15 protein-coding genes are annotated in these 17167 nt (G+C 71.4%); 5 read left to right on the forward strand and 10 right to left on the reverse strand.

The annotated features are described in order from the left end of the window. The first annotated feature begins 27 nt into the window (after positions 1-27). Positions 28-2115 carry an NAD-dependent DNA ligase LigA gene (ligA, locus tag ACZ5GT_RS15405; RefSeq protein WP_469022119.1) on the forward strand — a complete coding sequence of 696 codons (2088 nt, stop codon included), beginning with the start codon at positions 28-30 and terminating at the stop codon, positions 2113-2115. A 151-nt stretch (positions 2116-2266) separates the two neighbouring features. Here ligA and ACZ5GT_RS15410 read toward each other — a convergent pair whose 3' ends face one another. Genes ACZ5GT_RS15410 through ACZ5GT_RS15425 form a run of 4 tightly spaced genes read right to left on the reverse strand, consistent with a single transcriptional unit; the run spans position 2267 to position 6571 of the window. Continuing rightward, positions 2267-3235 (reverse strand): electron transfer flavoprotein subunit alpha/FixB family protein, encoded by a 969-nt coding sequence (locus tag ACZ5GT_RS15410; RefSeq protein WP_469022122.1) that lies wholly within the window; start codon positions 3233-3235, stop codon positions 2267-2269. Positions 3236-3283: 48 nt separating this feature from the next. Beyond that, the gene (locus ACZ5GT_RS15415; protein WP_469022127.1) at positions 3284-4069 is read right to left on the reverse strand and encodes an electron transfer flavoprotein subunit beta/FixA family protein; all 786 of its coding nucleotides are present in this window, start codon (positions 4067-4069) and stop codon (positions 3284-3286) included. 37 nt (positions 4070-4106) lie between these two features. Continuing rightward, positions 4107-5024: a 3-hydroxybutyryl-CoA dehydrogenase gene (locus ACZ5GT_RS15420; RefSeq protein WP_469022646.1), complete on the reverse strand. Its 918-nt coding sequence runs from the start codon at positions 5022-5024 to the stop codon at positions 4107-4109. 38 nt (positions 5025-5062) lie between these two features. Continuing rightward, positions 5063-6571, reverse strand: coding sequence for an aldehyde dehydrogenase family protein (locus ACZ5GT_RS15425; protein ID WP_469022130.1), 1509 nt, complete (start codon positions 6569-6571; stop codon positions 5063-5065). Positions 6572-6930: 359 nt separating this feature from the next. Here ACZ5GT_RS15425 and gabT point away from each other — a divergent pair, with 359 nt between their 5' ends. Beyond that, positions 6931-8307 (forward strand): 4-aminobutyrate--2-oxoglutarate transaminase, encoded by a 1377-nt coding sequence (gabT, locus tag ACZ5GT_RS15430; protein WP_469022132.1) that lies wholly within the window; start codon positions 6931-6933, stop codon positions 8305-8307. A 112-nt stretch (positions 8308-8419) separates the two neighbouring features. On the opposite strand, the gene ACZ5GT_RS15435 is transcribed toward gabT, so the two are convergent. Continuing rightward, positions 8420-9952: a PucR family transcriptional regulator gene (locus ACZ5GT_RS15435; protein WP_469022135.1), complete on the reverse strand. Its 1533-nt coding sequence runs from the start codon at positions 9950-9952 to the stop codon at positions 8420-8422. 167 nt (positions 9953-10119) lie between these two features. Continuing rightward, positions 10120-11661 carry an APC family permease gene (locus ACZ5GT_RS15440; RefSeq protein ID WP_469022138.1) on the reverse strand — a complete coding sequence of 514 codons (1542 nt, stop codon included), beginning with the start codon at positions 11659-11661 and terminating at the stop codon, positions 10120-10122. A 201-nt stretch (positions 11662-11862) separates the two neighbouring features. On the opposite strand from ACZ5GT_RS15440, the gene ACZ5GT_RS15445 reads away from it, so the two are divergent. Together ACZ5GT_RS15445 and ACZ5GT_RS15450 are read left to right on the forward strand one after the other, a co-directional pair. Further along, positions 11863-12612, forward strand: coding sequence for a FadR/GntR family transcriptional regulator (locus ACZ5GT_RS15445; protein WP_469022141.1), 750 nt, complete (start codon positions 11863-11865; stop codon positions 12610-12612). 45 nt (positions 12613-12657) lie between these two features. Next, positions 12658-13392, forward strand: coding sequence for a cache domain-containing protein (locus ACZ5GT_RS15450; RefSeq protein ID WP_469022144.1), 735 nt, complete (start codon positions 12658-12660; stop codon positions 13390-13392). Positions 13393-13489: 97 nt separating this feature from the next. Here ACZ5GT_RS15450 and ACZ5GT_RS15455 read toward each other — a convergent pair whose 3' ends face one another. Together ACZ5GT_RS15455 and ACZ5GT_RS15460 are read right to left on the reverse strand one after the other, a co-directional pair. After that, on the reverse strand, positions 13490-14164 hold the full coding sequence (locus ACZ5GT_RS15455) for an isochorismatase family protein (protein ID WP_469022147.1): 675 nt from the start codon (positions 14162-14164) through the stop codon (positions 13490-13492). Positions 14165-14178: 14 nt separating this feature from the next. Then, positions 14179-14757, reverse strand: a complete 579-nt coding sequence (locus tag ACZ5GT_RS15460; protein ID WP_469022151.1) for a restriction endonuclease — start codon at positions 14755-14757, stop codon at positions 14179-14181. A 296-nt stretch (positions 14758-15053) separates the two neighbouring features. On the opposite strand from ACZ5GT_RS15460, the gene ACZ5GT_RS15465 reads away from it, so the two are divergent. Continuing rightward, a complete protein-coding gene (locus ACZ5GT_RS15465) occupies positions 15054-15692 on the forward strand; it encodes an RICIN domain-containing protein (RefSeq protein WP_469022156.1) in 639 nt (212 codons plus the stop codon). 123 nt (positions 15693-15815) lie between these two features. Here the strand turns inward: ACZ5GT_RS15465 and ACZ5GT_RS15470 are convergent, their stop codons facing one another. After that, the gene (locus ACZ5GT_RS15470; protein WP_469022161.1) at positions 15816-16478 is read right to left on the reverse strand and encodes a lysophospholipid acyltransferase family protein; all 663 of its coding nucleotides are present in this window, start codon (positions 16476-16478) and stop codon (positions 15816-15818) included. 126 nt (positions 16479-16604) lie between these two features. Further along, positions 16605-17162 carry a telomere-protecting terminal protein Tpg gene (gene tpg, locus ACZ5GT_RS15475; RefSeq protein ID WP_469022165.1) on the reverse strand — a complete coding sequence of 186 codons (558 nt, stop codon included), beginning with the start codon at positions 17160-17162 and terminating at the stop codon, positions 16605-16607. Positions 17163-17167: the final 5 nt, after the last annotated feature.

The following is a 17167-nucleotide window of genomic DNA, read 5'->3' on the forward strand; positions in this document are numbered from 1 at the left end:
TCAGTGGTGGCAGGCAGGATGACAGGCATGACAACACCTGCTGCTGTGATCAGGGATGCCGCCGCCTACGCGCAGGCGGTCGAGGACGCGGTGAAGGCGTCGGCCGCCTACTACGCGGGCGGGACGTCCGCCTTGGACGACGACGCCTACGACCGGCTGGTGCGAGGCATTGCCGAGTGGGAGGCGGAGCATCCTGATCAGGTGCTGCCCGGCTCTCCGACGGGGAAGGTCGCCGGCGGCGCGGTGGAGGGCGACGTGCCGCACACGGTGGCGATGCTGAGTCTGGACAACGTGTTCTCGCCGGAGGAGTTCACCGCCTGGACCGCGTCCCTGGCCCGCCGAATCGGCCACGAGGTCGAGCGGTTCAGCGTCGAGCCGAAGCTGGACGGGCTCGCGGTCGCCGCCCGCTACACCGGTGGCCGCCTGAGACAACTGATCACCCGCGGGGACGGGACGGCCGGGGAGGACGTCTCACACGCGATCGGCACCATCGAGGGCCTGCCCGAGACCCTCGCCGAGCCGGTCACCGTGGAAGTCCGCGGTGAAGTCCTCATGACGACGGCTCAGTTCGAGCACGCCAACGAGGTGCGCACCGCGCACGGCGGGCAGCCGTTCGCGAATCCGCGCGGCGCCGCGGCGGGTACCCTGCGTGCCAAGGAGCGTGCCTACACCGTGCCGATGACGTTCTTCGGCTACGGCCTGCTGCCTCTGCCCGACACGGAGACGGTGCTCGCCTCGCGACTGGGTGAACTCGCGCACAGCGAACTGATGGTGCGGGCCGCCGCCTTCGGGATCAACACCACCGCCGGCACCGCCGTGCCCGGCATCACCGCCGGCACCGTCGCGCAGGTGCTGGCCCGGGTGCAGGAGATCGCCGCCCTGCGGGCCGAGTTGCCGTTCGGCATCGACGGGATCGTCGTCAAGGCCGATTCGGCGGCCGACCAGCAGTCGGCGGGATCGGGTTCACGCGCTCCGCGCTGGGCGATCGCGTACAAGCTGCCGGCCGTCGAGAAGATCACCCGCCTGCTCGCGGTGGAGTGGAACGTCGGACGCACCGGCATCATCGCCCCGCGCGCCGTCCTGGAGCCGGTCGAGATCGACGGTGCCACCATCACCTACGCCACCCTCCACAACCCGGCCGACATCACCCGCCGCGACCTGCGTCTGGGCGACCAGGTCATGGTCCACCGGGCCGGCGACGTCATCCCCCGCATCGAGGCCCCGGTCGCGCACCTGCGCACCGGCGACGAACAGCCCATCGTCTTCCCGGAGGCGTGCCCGCGCTGCGGGGCCGGCATAGACACCGGCGAGCAGCGCTGGCGCTGCGAGAACGGCCGCAACTGCCACCTGGTGGCCGCCCTGTCCTACGCCGCCGGCCGCGACCAGCTCGACATCGAAGGCCTCGGCCACACCCGGATCGTCCAGCTCGTCGACGCCGGCCTGGTCGCCGACCTCGCCGACCTGTTCGCCCTCACCCGCGAGCAGCTCCTGGGCCTGGAGCGGATGGGCGCCACCAGCACCGACAACCTTCTCGCCGCCATCGCCGCGGCCAAGAGCCGGCCGCTGTCGCGGGTGCTGTGCGCGCTCGGGGTCCGGGGCACCGGCCGCTCCATGTCCCGCCGTATCGCCCGGCACTTCGCCACCATGGACGACATCCGCGCCGCGGACGCGGAGTCGATGCAGCGGGTCGAGGGCATCGGCACCGAGAAGGCCCCCTCGATCGTCGCCGAACTCGCCGAACTCGCCCCGCTCATCGAGAAACTCGCGGCCGCCGGGGTGAACATGACCGAACCCGGCGCCACCCCGCCCGCCCCGGACGACAGCGGCACCGGCGACCGAGCCGAGGAGACCGAGCGTGCGGGCGGGCCGCTGGCCGGGATGACCGTGGTCGTCACCGGCGCGATGACCGGCCCCCTGGAGAAGCTCAGCCGCAACCAGATGAACGAGCTCATCGAACAGGCCGGTGGCCGCTCCTCCTCCAGCGTCTCCAAGAAGACCGCCCTGGTCGTCGCCGGAGACGGCGCGGGATCCAAGCGAGCCAAGGCCGAGGATCTCGGTATCCGGCTGGCCACCCCGGACGAATTCGCCTCCCTGGTGGCCGACTACCTCAACTAGGCCGCTTGGCCGAGCCGTTGAGCGGGACTGCGAGGACGCGGCACTGCCCTCGGCCCGGGCATGGGGGTGTGCCGGCGGGGGCGTGCGGGGCGGTGTTCGTCACGGGCCGGCAGGGTCCTGCCGGTGTGAGCCGGGCCGGCCTCGGCGTGATTCAGCCTTTGCGGGCCCTGATCTCGGCGGTGAGCTGGGGGACGACCTCGAAGAGGTCGCCGACGACGCCGAAGTCGGCCAGGTCGAGGATCGGGGCTTCGGGGTCCTTGTTCACGGCGACGATGGTCTTCGAGGTCTGCATACCGGCCCGGTGCTGGATGGCGCCGGAGATGCCGTTGGCCATGTACAGCTGGGGGGAGACGGACTTGCCGGTCTGCCCGACCTGGTTCGCGTGCGGGTACCAGCCGGCGTCCACCGCCGCCCGCGACGCGCCCACTGCCGCTCCCAGACAATCGGCCAGCTCCTCGATCATCGAGAAGTTCTGCCCGCTGCCCACGCCGCGGCCGCCGGACACCACGATCGCCGCCTCGGTCAGTTCCGGACGCCCCGACGACCGGCGCGGGGTACGGGCGACCACCCTGGCGGCCTTCGCGGGGTCGGAGAAGGTGACGTGCACCGTCTCCACGGTGCCGGCGGCCGGGGCCGCCTCCGGGCTGGTGGCGTTCGGCTTCACGGCGATGACCGGGGTGCCGCGGGTGACGGTGGAGTCCACCGTGTAGGAGGCCGCGAACACCGACTGGGTCGCGATCGGCCCGGTCTCGCCCGCCCTGACATCCACCGCGTCGGTGATGACGCCCGACTCCAGGCGCAGCGCCAGACGCGCGGCGATCTCCTTGCCCTCCGCGGAGGAGGTCACCAGCACCGCAGCGGGGTTCGCCAGTCGGCCGATCTGCTCCAGGGCGTCGATCTTCGGCGCCACCGAGTACTCGGCGAACTCCGGTGCGTCGACGGCGTAGACCTTCGCCGCGCCGTACTCGCCCAGTACCACCGCGATGTCCGCGGTGGCGTCGCCGGCCCCGAGCAGCACCGCGGAGGGTTCGCCCAGGCTGCGGGCCAGGGTCAGCAGTTCCAAGGCCGGCTTGTGAACAGCGCCGCCCGTGTGTTCGGCCAGGACCAGGATCTCACTCATCGTCATTGTCTCCAGGAAGTACCGGCAGGAAGTGATGGTTCCGGTGGCTCAGACGAACTTCCGCGCCGCCAGGAACTCGGCGATCTGCTTGCCGCCGTCGCCGTCGTCCTTCACGATCACGCCCGCGGTGCGTGGCGGGCGGGCGGCGACGGCCTCGACCCTGGTCCAGGAACCGCCCAGGCCGACCTGGCGCGGCTCGATGTCCAGGTCGTCCAGGTCCCAGGACTGCACCGGCTTCTTCTTCGCCGCCATGATTCCCTTGAACGACGGATACCGCGCCTCACCCGACCGGTCGGTCACCGACACGACCGCCGGCAGGGCGGCCTCCAGTTCCTCGGTCGCCGCGTCACCGTCCCGGCGGCCCCTCACGGCGTCCCCCTCGACGGTGACCTCGGACAGCAGGGTGAGTTGCGGCACGCCCAGCCGCTCGGCGAGCAGCGCCGGGACCACGCCCATCGTGCCGTCGGTCGAGGCCATGCCGGAGACCACCAGGTCGAAGCCGGTGCGCTCGATCGCCTTGGCCAGGATCAGCGAGGTGCCGACCGCGTCCGTGCCGTGGATGTCCTCGTCGTCGACGTGCACGGCCTTGTCCGCGCCCATCGACAGCGCCTTGCGCAGCGCGTCCGTCGCGTCCTCGGGACCCACCGTGAGCACGGTCACTTCAGCGTCGCCGTGTGCCTCGGCGATCTGCAGCGCCTGCTCCACGGCGTATTCGTCCAGTTCCGACAGCAGCCCGTCCACCGACTCCCGGTCGGTGGTGGTGTCCTCGGCGAACCGCCGCTCGCCGGTCGCGTCGGGCACGTACTTGACGGTGACCACGATCCTCAGGCTCATGCTCGCTCCTTCCGTTCTCGCATGTCTCGCACAGGTGTCAGGGCTCTCGACGGGAGTAGTCGTGGAAGCCGCGGCCGGTCTTCTTGCCGAGCAGTCCCGCGTCGACCATGCGCAGCAGGAGGGGCGGCGGGGAGTGCAGGGGTTCCTTGAACTCCTCGTACATGGAGTCGGCGATGGCCTTCAGCGTGTCGAGGCCGATGAGGTCGGCCAGGCGCAGGGGGCCCATGGGGTGGGCGCAGCCGAGGACCATGCCGTCGTCGATGTCGGCGGCGGAGGCGAAGCCGGATTCGAGCATGCGGATGGCGGACAGCAGGTACGGCACCAGGAGGGCGTTGACGACGAACCCGGCCCGGTCCTGGGAGCCGATGACCTGCTTGCCGAGCACCCCGGTGACGAAGTCCTCGGTGCGGACGCGGGTCCGGCTGCTCGTCAGCAGGGACGGCACCAGCTCCACGAGGCCGAGGACCGGTACCGGGTTGAAGAAGTGGATGCCGATGACCTGGTCCGGCCGGCCGGTGGCCATCCCGAGCTTCATGATGGGGATGGAGGAGGTGTTGGAGGCGAGGATCGCGCTGGGGCGGCTGACGACCTTGTCGAGTGCGGTGAACACCTCGGTCTTGATCCGCTCGTCCTCCGCGACCGCCTCGATCACGAGATCGCGGTCGGCCATGTCCGCGAGGTCGGTGGTGAAGCGGATGCGGCCGAGCGCGGCGTCGCGGCCGGCTTCGGTGAGCTTGTTGCTGCGCAGGCCTCGGTCGAGGGAGGCGACGATTCTCCGGCGTCCCGCATGCGCGGATTCGGGTCCCGTCTCCCGGACCAGGACGTCGAGTCCGGCGCGCGCGCAGACTTCCGCGATGCCGCTGCCCATGAGTCCGGCTCCGACGACGCCCACGCGACGGACGTCCTCGGGGGTGGCGCCGTGCGATGCGGGCAGCGGACGGGACGACGGTGACATGGCTGATGGGGCCGATGTGGTCGGCGTGGTCATGGAGCTCACCGGTCCTGCCCGTGCGACGGGCGTACGTACACCGTCTTGGTCCGGGTGAAGAACTCGCGGGACGCGCGGCCTTGCTCCTTGGGGCCGTACCCGCTGTGCTTGGCACCGCCGAAGGGAACGTGCGGATCGGCCCCGGCGGTCTCGGAGTTGATGTGGAGGATGCCGACATCCACCTGGTCCGTGGCGGCGGCCACGGCCCGCAGGTCGTCGGTGAAGACGGCCGCGGAGAGCCCGAACTCGCTGTCGTTGGCCAGGGAGAACGCCTCCTGGACGTCGCGGGCCCGGCGAACGGACAGGACGGGGCCGAACAGCTCCTCCCGCCACAGCGGGTCGTCTCCGGCGAGTTCGACGACGGTGGGCTGCAGGAAGGCGCCCGTCATGCGGTCGTCGTCGTAGGGGCGTCCGCCGGTGAGGAGCTCCACTCCAGGGCGTTCCGTTCCCGCGCTCACCGAGCGGTGGATCTCGTCACGGGCCTGGAGCGAGACCACCGGCCCCATCTCCGTGTCCTCTTCCAGCGGGTCACCGACGCGCAGGGCCGAGGCCCGCTCGGTCAGCAGGGCCAGGAACTCGTCGGCGACCGGCTCCGCCACGATGAGCCGGGAGGTGGCGGTGCACTTCTGGCCCGTGGAGCGGAAGGCGCCGGCGAGTACCTCTCCCGCGGCCAGTTCCAGATCGGCGTCGGCGAGGACGACGGCCGCGTTCTTGCCGCCCATCTCGGTCTGGACGGGACGGGCCAGCCGGCCGCACGCCGCGATCAGGCTCCGGCCGACGGACGTCGACCCGGTGAACGTCACCGCGTCCACCCCCGGATGCTCGACCAGCCGGCCGCCGAGAGCGCCGCCGCCGATGAGCAGCGACAGCACTCCTTCGGGCAGTCCCGCCTCGACGAGGGCCTCTGCCAGCCGTACGGCCAGCAGCGGGACGAAGCTGGCGGGCTTCCAGACCACCGTGTTGCCGTAGCTGAGGGCCGGGGCGATCTTCCAGGCCGGGATCGCGATGGGAAAGTTGAAGGGGGTGACGACGGCGACGACGCCCACCGGGCGGTGGATCACGTGGATCTGCTCGCCGGGCCGCGGTGAGGCGAACACCTCACCGACCGGACGCGACGCCTCGCTCGCGTAGAAGCGGAAGATCTCCGCGGCGCGCCGCACCTCGCCGATTCCCTCGGCCCGGGTCTTGCCCTCCTCCCATGACAGTTCCTGGCCCCATTCGTCGGCGTGCGCGTCGAGGATGCCGGCGGCCCGGTCCAGGATCCGGCCGCGCACGTGGTGGGGCGTCGCCGCCCAGCGGGGGAAGGCATCGCGTGCGGCGGCGACGGCCCGGTCGAGGTCGCGGGCCTGGGCGAGCTGTCCGACGGCCACGGTCTCGCGGGGGCGCGCGGGGTTGACGTCGAGCAGTTCGCCGCCTTCGCCGGTTCGCCACTCCCCCGCGACCAGGTGGCGCAGGGACCGGGCAGACCGGTCGAGGCCGCCTGCCGTCACGTTCTTGCCTGCGCTCTGTCGCATCGGCCTTCCTTTCACACGGTCGGACGCGCCATGTCTGCGTCGGACGCGCCATGTCTGCGCCGTACACGTCATACGTGCGTCGTACACGTCATAGGTGCGTCGGTACGCCGTCACGCGTGCGTCGGTACGTGTCGTGCGTCCGTGGGCGCCAGGCCTCCGTACGCGTCGTGCGTCCGTACGCGCCACGTCGGCGCCTCGGGTTGCTGAGGCCGTCATTCTTGGGACCGGATGGGCGGCATCGCACTCGCCGGGATGTCCTGTCCTGGCTGGAGGGAGCACTCCGATCCGTCCATGGCCGGCGGAGCACGGCAGTGCTTGGCTCGGCTCTCCCAACCCCCGCACATCCCGGAGGATGTTCCATGCCCGGTGCTTCCCGGCCGGCCGGCGGTCCCGGCCTCACCCAGGTCCGGCGGATCGTGAGCGAGATCCCCGGCCCGCGTTCGCGTGAACTGCTGGCCCGTCAGCGCAGCCTGGTGCCGGCCGGCGTCGGCTCGGTCCTGCCCGTGTTCGTGGAGGCGGCCGGAGGCGGGGTGATCGTCGACGCGGACGGCAACTCCTTCATCGACTTCGGCAGCGGCATCGCGGTCACCACGGTGGGCAACTCCGCTCCCGCGGTGGCGGAGCGCGCGGCCGCGCAGTTGCGCCGGTTCACCCACACCTGCTTCCTGGTCAACCCCTACGAGTCCTACCTGGACGTGTGCGAGAAGCTGAACGAGCTGGCGCCAGTCCCGGGCGAGAAGCGCACCATCCTGGTGAACTCGGGTGCCGAGGCAGTGGAGAACGCCGTCAAGATCGCCCGTGCCGCCACCGGCCGCCCCGGCATCGTCGTCTTCGACCACGCCTTCCACGGGCGCACGCTGCTCACGATGAGCCTCACCGCCAAGAACAAGCCGTACAAGCAGGGCTTCGGCCCGTTCGCCCCGGAGGTTCACCGGGCGCCGATGGCGTACCCGTACCGCTGGCCCGGCGGCCCGGAGCGGTGTGCCGAGGAGGCGGCGTCCGCCCTCGCCGACCTGCTGGACCGGCAGGCGGGGGCCGACAACGTGGCCGCTGTGCTGATCGAGCCGATCCAGGGTGAGGGCGGCTTCGTCGTCCCGGCGCCCGGCTTCCTCGGCCGCGTCGCCGAGATCTGCCGCAGCCGGGGCGTCCTGCTGATCGTGGACGAGATCCAGGCGGGCATCGCCCGCACCGGCCGGATGTTCGCCTGCGAGCACGAGGGCATCCAGCCCGATCTCATCACCACCGCCAAGGGCCTCGCCGGCGGGCTGCCGCTGGGCGCGGTGACCGGCCGCGCCGAGCTGATGGACGCCGTCCCGGCGGGCGGACTCGGCGGCACGTTCAGCGGCAACCCCGTGGCCTGCGAGGCGGCGCTCGGCGTCTTCGAGGAGATCGAGAACCACGACCTGCTGGAGCGTGCCCGGGAGATCGGCGACACCATGCTCGATTTCCTCAACGCGCTCAGCGACCGGCATCCGGTGATCGGAGACGTCCGGGGCCGGGGCGCCATGATCGCGGTCGAACTGGTGGAGCCGGACGGTGACCGGGTGCCTGCTGCCGGTCTCGCCGCCCGGGTCGCCCAGCGCTGCCACGCGGAGGGGTTGCTGGTCCTGACCGCGGGCAGCTACGGCAACGTGCTGCGCTTCCTGCCGCCGCTGTCGATCTCGGACGCCCTGCTGGAGGAAGGGCTGACCGTGCTGGGCGAGGCGATCGCCAAGGAGGCCGCCTGCGCAGTCTGACGGCCGGCTCGGCCACCGGCCAGGGCCGTCGGCTCGATCACCGGGCACGGCCTCCGGCTCGGCCAACGGGCACGGCCTCCGGCTCGACTACCGGCCGTGGCCTCCGGCTCGGCTAACCACCGAGGCCTCCGGGCTCCTGCCAGGCGGACAACGCCAGCAGGAGTTCGGCCCGCACATGGGCCGAGTCCAGATCCGCACCCGACAGGCTCTGGATTCGGTCCATTCGGCTGCGCAGGGTGTGGCGGTGCACTCCCAGAGCCGTGGAGGCCGCCTCCCACTGGCCGTTGTGCTCCAGGAAGGCACGCAGCGAGGCGAGCAGATCGGTGCCGTGTTCCGTGTCGTAGGCGGCCAGAGGGCCGAGGCGGGCCTCGGCCAGGGACTCCAGGACCCTTCTCGTCTCGGGGACGGCGGCGAGCATCCGGCCGGCCAGCGACTCGAACTCGACGACGTCCGTGCTCCTCCTGGCCTGGGCGACCGAGGCGGCGTTCAGCGCCTCGGTCAGGGCCGCGGGACCCTCGGTCAGGGCACGGACGGCACTGAGACCGGCCCACGTGCGCGACCTCAGCCGGACCCGGGCGCCGTCCGTGACCGTCTGTGCCGTGGCCCCGTGGCCTGCGGGCAGGAGCACGGCCGCGCATCCGCCGTGCATGCGCCCGAACAGGGGCAGGCCGCGCTCGGCCAGTTCCTCCCCCACGGCGTGCAGTGCCTGGCGCGGGTTGCCGCCCCGCAGTGCGAGGACGCGGATGCCGTCCCGGACCGGGAAACCCGCCTCGGTGAGGTGGGCCAAGGCGGCGGCCGCCTCGACGGTTCCGTCGAACAGCATGCGCAGGAGCATGCTGTTGACGCGGCTCTGCTCGTCACGCAGGCGCAGCGGCTTCTCCGCCTCCAGCGCGATCAGTGACGCGGCGTGGCCGAGCAGGAGGTGGTCGACCGGCGTGAGCGTCCGACCGGCGACCAGGGCCAGACGGCCGTGGACGCGTGGCCCCACGCGGATCTGCTGCACGGCGACCACTCCGTCGGGGCCGGCGCTGACCGCGGCCGCCCAGTCCTCCGGGCTACGGACGCCGGCCGGGGCGTGCACTCGCGGAACACCGGTCCCGGGCGGGTGCGCCGCTCGCGGCTTGCCCTCCTGGTCCAGGAAGACCACGGCGGAGCGGGTGCACACGGCCAGCTCCCGCACCACGGCCTGGGCCCCGCCGTGCAGCGCGGCCCGGGTCATCCGCGGCTGGATCCGTGACGCCTGGACGACACCCTCGTACTGCTGCTCGGCCAGGCGTTCCATGACCGCCTTGGTGACGGCCACGAAGGGCGTGGGCAGCGGCACCTCCAGCAGGGCGAGCCCGGTCTCCTCTGCCGTCTCGGCCAGCTCCGCGGGCACCTGCTCGTGCGACAGGCCGATCCCGAAGCCGACGGCGGCCACCTCGGCCTTCGCCAGACGCCGTATGTAGTCGGCGCGCGCCTCGGGTGACGTCGGCAGCCGTAGCCCGGTCGTGAGCACCAGCTCGCCGCCGGCGAGCCATGGAGTCGGGTCGGCGAGTTCGATGCTGTGCGCCCAGACCACTTCCTGGTCGAGGCCGTCACGGCCCGCCACCAGCCTGAGGCGCAGTTCCTGACGCCGCAGCAGCCAGGTGAGAGGTACACCCATCGAGTTCACCGCCAACATTGACCTTCAAAACTGGAGTTAATCATCACGATCGGCGGTAGTCCGCCGACAGGGGGCCGGGGCGCCCTTCGGCCGACTCCACACGCGACAGGTGGGCTCTCGGCCGACCAGCGGTCGAGAGCCCACCTGTCAGTGCTGAGCAGCCCTCGTCAGACAGAGGCAGCCGACGAGGACGGGGCGGCGACCGGGTCGGCCTCCCCCGCCGCAAGCGCGTCAGCCATCACCGCGTCACCCGCCGGCGCGTTCCCACGCCGGTGCGGCTTGGCCACCGCCATGTACAGCGCGCCGATGCCGAGCACGACCACGCCGCTGACCAGCACGATGTAGTTGTCGTACCACGGCGTCCCGGGGGTGCGCGGCCAGCAGATGTTGACGAGCGCCACGATGCCGTAGGCCAGCGCGCCCACCGTGACCGGCATCCCCCAGCGTCCGAGCCGGTACTCGCCGGAAGGCCGCCAGCCGAGCACCCGGGCCCGCAGCGCGGCGAAGACGACCATCTGGAAGGCCAGGTAGATGCCGAGGGTCGAGAAGGAAATGATCTTGACGAGGGCGTCGGCGGAGAACGCGGACGCCACGATGATCAGCGCGGGCAGGACGGCGGCGAGCAGCAGCGCGTTCGGCGGCACCCGCAGCTTCTCGGAGAAGACCGCCAGCACACGGCTGCCGGCGATCATGCGGTCGCGGGCGAACGAGTAGGTCAGCCGGCTGGCCGCCGCCTGCAGGCTCATGGCACAGGAGAGGAAGGACAGCAGCACGATCACGAGCACGACCCGGGCGCCACCGCTGCCGAACGCCTCGGTGAGCACGGGGGTCACCGGGTCGGCGTTCTCGCCGCTGATCACGGCGCCGAAGTCGGTGACGGCGAGGATCAGGGCGAGACACACGCCGATCGAGGCAGCCCCTCCGATGTAGATGGTGCGCCGCATGGACGTCGGGATGCGCCTGCCGGGGTTGGGGACCTCCTCGGCCACGTCACCGCACGCCTCGAAGCCGTAGTACTGGAACACGCCGATGAGCGCCGCGGCCGAGAAGGCGTAGAGGTAGGAGTGGCTGCCCTGGGCGCCGAAGCTGTCGAAGAGCACGCCGAGCCCGTGGTGGCGGTGCGCGACGAGCAGCCACGTGCCCACCGCGAGGGCGCCGACGATCTCGGCGGCGAAACCGAAGACTGCCGCCGCGGAGAGCACCTTCGTACCACCGAAATTGATCACGGTGGCGAGGAGCAGCAGGCCGAGGGCGCAGGCGATGGTCGTCTTGGTGCTCGACGTGAACCCGAAGGCGGCGGCCACGTAGGGCCCGGCTCCGTAGGCGACGCCCGAGATGGTGGAGAGCAGGGCGAGGAGGTAGACCCAGCCGGTCATCCATCCCCACTTGCGGCCCCACAGCCGCCTGGCCCAGGGGTAGACACCGCCGGCCACCGGGAACTGCGCCACGACCTCGCTGAACACCAGGGCGACCAGGAGCTGCCCGACGCCGGCGATGACGAAGGCCCAGATCATCGGCGGGCCGCCGGCCATGAGCGAGGCGCCGAAGAGGGTGTACACGCCGACGACGGGCGAGAGGTAGGTGAACCCGAGCGAGAAGTTCGCCCACAGGCTCATGTCCCGCTTGAACTCGGACTCATAGCCCAGCGCGGCGAGGCGTTGGGAGTCGGCGTCGGCCGGGAGTGCCGAGGCGGGTGTGGCGTCGTGCATGGATGAGCTCCTAGAGACAACCCGGTACTGCGGTTGGGGTCGACGGGGCAGAGGACGTGGCGCCAACGGGGTCGACATCAGGTGACCGCGGCTGAGATGGCGAGAAACCTATGACATTGAAGGTAATGAGACAAGGGTTTGACTTGGTATCCTGCTCGGTGATTTCGCGTTACTACCGTGTTGCGACCGCGAGGGGGGGCCGTGGCTGCAGTGAACGGCCACTCTCCGGTGATGAGCGCGGTGTTCGCTCCGCTGAGCGACTCCGGCCGCGCCGACATGGTGGTCCGCAGGATCGCCGAGGCCGTCACTCTGGGTCTGATGGCCGAAGGCGACCAGCTCCCCAGTGAGAACGACCTGGCGGAGCAGCTGGGAGTGGCCAACGGCACCGTTCGCGAAGCGCTGGCCATCCTGCGTGAGCAGGGGCTCGTGGAGACCCGGCGCGGACGCAACGGCGGCAGTTTCGTCCGGGCGCCCGAGGACGGACTGGCCAGGATCCACCAAGCCCGCCTGAAGGAGATCGGCCTGTCGGAGCTGCGGGATCTCGGCGACGAGCAGTTCGCGGTGTCGGGAGCGGCGGCCCGCTTCGCCGCCGAGCGCGCCCCCTCGGACCTCGCGGACCGGCTGGAGAAGCTGGTCACGGTGTTGCGCAAGGCGGACAGCCTCGCCGAACGCCGCAAGGCCGACGCACGCTTCCACATCGAGGTGGCGGTGGCCGCCCAGTCGGTCCGGCTGACCCGCCTTGAGGTGCGCTTGCAGGCGGAACTCGGCCCACTGCTGTGGCTGTTGGAGCTGGACGCCCCCGACGTCTCGGCGTGGGCCGACCAGCACCATGAGATCCTCGTCGCGATCGCCGCCGGCGACGCGTCCGCCGCCCGCAGGCTCGCGGAGGAACACAGTGTCGCGTGCGCCCACCACCTCGTACGGACCCGTCTGCGGTTGACCGACTCCTGATCCCCCGGTGGCGGCACGCCACCCGTTTGCCCCGACGGAGCAGTAATGACCAGCAACGCAGCGACCGGCGTCGCCCGATGCGCCGACTCCCTCCGCGTCGCGGTGGAGTCCTTCTTCTCGTCGCTGACCGTCCTGGAGGCAGCGGCGAAAGAGTGTCTGAGGACCGCTTACGCACAAGGCAGGCAGCCGGAGAGCGCGGATCTCGTGCCCCTGCGGCCGCTGATCCGGTCGGTGCTGGCCGCTCAGGAAGGGCGCATCAACGGCACGGGGGTGGTCATGGCGCCGGGCGCGCTGTCCGATGCCCGCCTGCACCTCGAATGGTGGCAGCGGGCCGGCGCGAGGGACTTCCGGCCGGTGCACCTGGACCTCAATCCCCGCAGCGAGAACTACTACGATTTCACGCTCAAGCCGTGGTTCGCGATTCCGCGCGACGAGGGCCACGGCACGGTGATGGGCCCGTACGTCGACCTGCACGGCGCCGACCTGTACCTGCTGACGTTCGCGCTGCCGCTGGTGGTGGAGGGCACCTTCGTGGGTGTGGTGGCGGCGGACGTCCCGGTGAGCGGTTTCGAGCAGCTCGTCGTTCCGGCGCTCAAACAGCTCGGCTGCGACGCGGTCGTGATCACGGGCGAGGGTCGGGTGCTGGCGACGAACACGCCCGTCTGGGCGGTGGGCGCCCTGGCCCGCGACCTGCTGCCCGAAAACGCGGGCGCGGAGCGGGCGCGCGTACGCACCCCCGAGGTCGACTGGAGTGTGGTGCGCGTCGGGGCCCCGCACTGAGACCTCGACGCCTTACGGGGAGCCGCCCCCCGCATCAGGCGGCAGCGGCCCTGCGGGCGTCGCCGACCGCCCCCCGGCCGCTTCCGGTTCGCCGCGGTCAGCGCTCGTCGATCAGGGTGAGCACCTCGGCCGTCGTACGTACGTCGCCGAAGGAGCGGTAGACGGTGTGGAGGGTCGCGTTGTGGACCTGGTCGCGGCCGGCGGCGTTCGCGTCGGCGACCATGATCACCCGGTATCCGAGGGTGAAGGCGTCGCGGGCCGAGGACTCACAGCACACGTTGGTCACCGTGCCGGTGACCAGCACTGTGTCGATCCCGCGCTCCCGCAGGAGTCCGGGCAGGGAGCAACGGCCGGGGAAGAAGGCGCTGGGCGCGGACTTCTCCACCAGGACATCGTCGGCGCTGACGGTGAACCCGTGCCACAGCCTCCTCGGGAGCGGGCCGCTGCCGCCGCAGTCGCGGAACATCTCCGCGGCTCGAGGGCCGTAGAACTCGTCGCCGACCGGGGTGCGTTCGGTGCGTGCGGGCAGTACCCAGGCCACCGTCCCGCCGGCCGCGCGCAGCCGTTCGGCGAGGTTCCGGATGTTCGGCACGATGCCGGGGCAGTAGGGGTTGGCGTCGACGAAGAACGGCACCATGTCGACCACCACGAGGGCGGTGCGGGCGGGGTGGAGGCTGCCGTAGGCGAACCGGCGGCCGCGGCGCCGCTCCTGGCGCCGGTATTCCCGGTCCTCGATGCGCCAGGCATGCGTGAGGGCCTCGCTGTCGGTCACGGCGGAGTCTCCTGTCAGTTGTGGTCCGGGCGGAGCTTCCGGTTGGTGCCGGACCTGCCGATGTCCAGGTCCAGGAACGATGTCAGCGGGGTGCCGCTGTTCCAGAAGCCGAGCAGGTTGACGTCGATGAGGACCAGTCGGTGCCTGGCGGCGAAGTCGCGGGCGGGTTCGGTGAAGACGCACGAGGCCACGAAGACGGGAGTGTCGGCGCCGTGTTCGGCGCGGGCCGTGCCGTTGAACGTCTGGATGTCACGGCTGCCGACCGCACGGTGCTTGGCGTAGCGCTTGCACTGGACGACCAGGCGGCGGCCGTCGGGCAGGCGGCCGGTGACGTCGGCGCCGAGGTCGCCGGCGCCGCCGACCCGTTTCACGTCGGTGCAGCCGTCCCGGCGGCACAGATCGGCGACGTACTCCTCGAACTGGCGGTCGTCCATCGCCCAGACCGCGTCCAGGGACCGGTGGGCTCGGCGGCGCGCGTCCTCGGCCAGCCGGGCCTTCTCCGCCAGCGCCTCGTGTCGTCCGGCGCTCACCAGCCTGGCGACGACGATCCCGACGGCTGCCACGGCCAACGCGGCAAGCAGCACCATTCCCATGATTCGGTCCCCCTCCTGTGGTCTGCTGACTTGTTGCTCCCCACCGCGCCGCCGTCGTAGCCGTACATGGGTCTCATCCAGGCCGGCCGGTCCCCGATCCCCCGCCGGCCGTGCGGCTGTTCCTTCGAACCTGCTCGAATCCTGGCGCGGAACGTCGCGGCGGCAGGCCTGACCGGCGCAGCCTGGTGGCCCGCGGCGTGGTGATCGCCGACGGAGCCGAGGGGGGACCTCACGGGTGCCCGCACACAGGGAGGGAACGACGTGCGAATTCGCGTGCTTCAGGAGGCAGGGGGAGTATGAGTATCCGGTCACGTGCCGTCAGGTTCCTGGCGGCCGCTGCTTTGATGTCCAGCGGGCTGACGGCCGCTGCCGGCGCGTCGGCCGTCGCGGCCCCTGCCACGGCCCAGTCCGGCTCGAGTGCGTCCACCGCGGTCGCCGCGGCGGGCTGCGGCGGCTCGTACAGCCGCGGACCGTACTTCTACGCCGGCGTCGACGCCAGCACTCGTGCGGGCAAGCGCATGGTCATGGACATCCAGGGCCCTTGGACCACTTCCGGCACTCAGGCTCACATGTGGAGCTGGTACAACGGCCAGAGCCAGTACTGGTGTCTGGCGCCGGTCCAGAACGGGAGCTCCGGCGGCACCTTCTACGGGGTCCGCAACTACTACACGGGCAAGTGCCTGGACTCGGGCGCCACCGGCTACGGCACACTGGTCAAGCAGCAGGACTGCAGCCTGTCCAAGTACAGCCAGCTGTGGTGGATCACGAACAAGGGTTCGTATTCCACTCCGGAAGGTTCCAAGACCGCCTATGAGTTCAGGAGCCTGGCCAACGGCCAGGGCTACTGCCTGGACGTGAAGGACTTCGGTTCCACGGACGGCACCGTCCTTCAGACCTGGTCCTGCAGCAACGGCAGGAACCAGCGCTTCTACTGATGCGCAGGGCTGGGCGCGGGGGCAGATACCCTGCGCCCGGTCCTGGGTGGACCGGGCGCGGCCGTCGTGGCCACCTCGTCTCCGCGGAGCCCTGCGCAGTCCTGCGCAGGGCTGGGAGCGGGGCTATGCGGCGAGCGCGGCAGGCTCGGCGAGATGCGCGGCCGCTGTACGCCACGCGCCGGTCACCGCCGCGCGGGCCCGCGCCGTGCATACGGTGCTGTCGCCGGTCAGAACGACCGGAACGCCGATGTGGACGTGCAGTGCGGGCCGGCGCAGCGGGGCTGTGGCGAGACCGGCGATCTGCTTGATCGCGCTGCCCGACGTGACGCGGCGGGCCCCCGCCTGGCCGACGGGCACGACAGGGGCACCGGTGCGCTCGGCGAGGCGGGCCAGGCCGGTGCGGAAGTCGCCCGGGGCCGCTTCTGCGGCGTCCCTGCGGCGGGGCAGGCCGCCCTCGGCGTAGATGAGCAGGTACCGGCCCTGCTCGAGGGCGCGGGCGGCCAGGTCGAGCGCGGCCGAGGCCCTTCGGTCGCCGCGGTGTACGGGGATGTGTCCTTCGCGGGTGAGGGAGCGGCCGAGTACGGGCACGCGCCACAGGCCGGCGGTGGCCATGATGACCGGTTCGACGCCCAGGCGGTGCAGGGCGGCGATCACAACGGCGGGGTCGGCGAGCGAGGTGTGATTGGCGGCGATGATGCTGCCCGGCGCCAGTTCGGCGCCGGGGTCGGTGGTCACCGACAGGCGGCCGAAGGCGGGCACCAGGATGTCGGCGATGCGGCTGAGCACGGGACGGTCTCCAGATCTCGACGATGTCGATCTTCATCGTCGGCCATGGGCGTCCGTCCGGCCTGAGTTGCCGTACTCATCTTCTCCGCCTGCTGGTGAGTTCTCCAGACGGGGTGTGGCTGTCTGCTACAGGTCGAACTCGACGTGTTCGATGTCGGTGAAGCGGACTTCTTCCAGCTGGCCGGCGCGGCGGCCGCCGTCCTGGAAGTACACCTCCTTGAGCGCTTCGGCGGCGATCTGCTGGAGCTGCTGCTCGCCGGCGCCGGTCTGCTGGGCGTCGAAGAGACGGGCGGCGTACTGCGGCGGGAGCGCGACGGTCAGGTGCCGGAGACGGTCCTCGTCGGTCGTACCGATCGGCGCCGTGTAGCCGATCCGGGCGCGCGTGTCGATGACGATGCCGCCGGTGGTGGCAGCCTTCTGCCGGACCCTGGCGCGGACCTGTGGCTGCCAGCGCTTCTTCACCTCGCGTTCCAGGCGCGCGGCGAGGTCGGGGCGGGGCTTCTTGATCTGGTCCTTGACGTACCGTTCGACGGTGCGCTGGGAGATGCGCAGCATCTGTGCGACGGCCTTGGTGCCCTTGAGCTGCCTGACCAGGTAGCGCATCTGCGCGGGCGCGCTCTTGGGCGCCGGGCGGGTGAAGGATTTCTGCACCGCGGCGTCCAGGCCGTCCCCGAACAGGCTCATCGCCC

Source organism: Streptomyces sp. NPDC031340 (assembly GCF_055569945.1).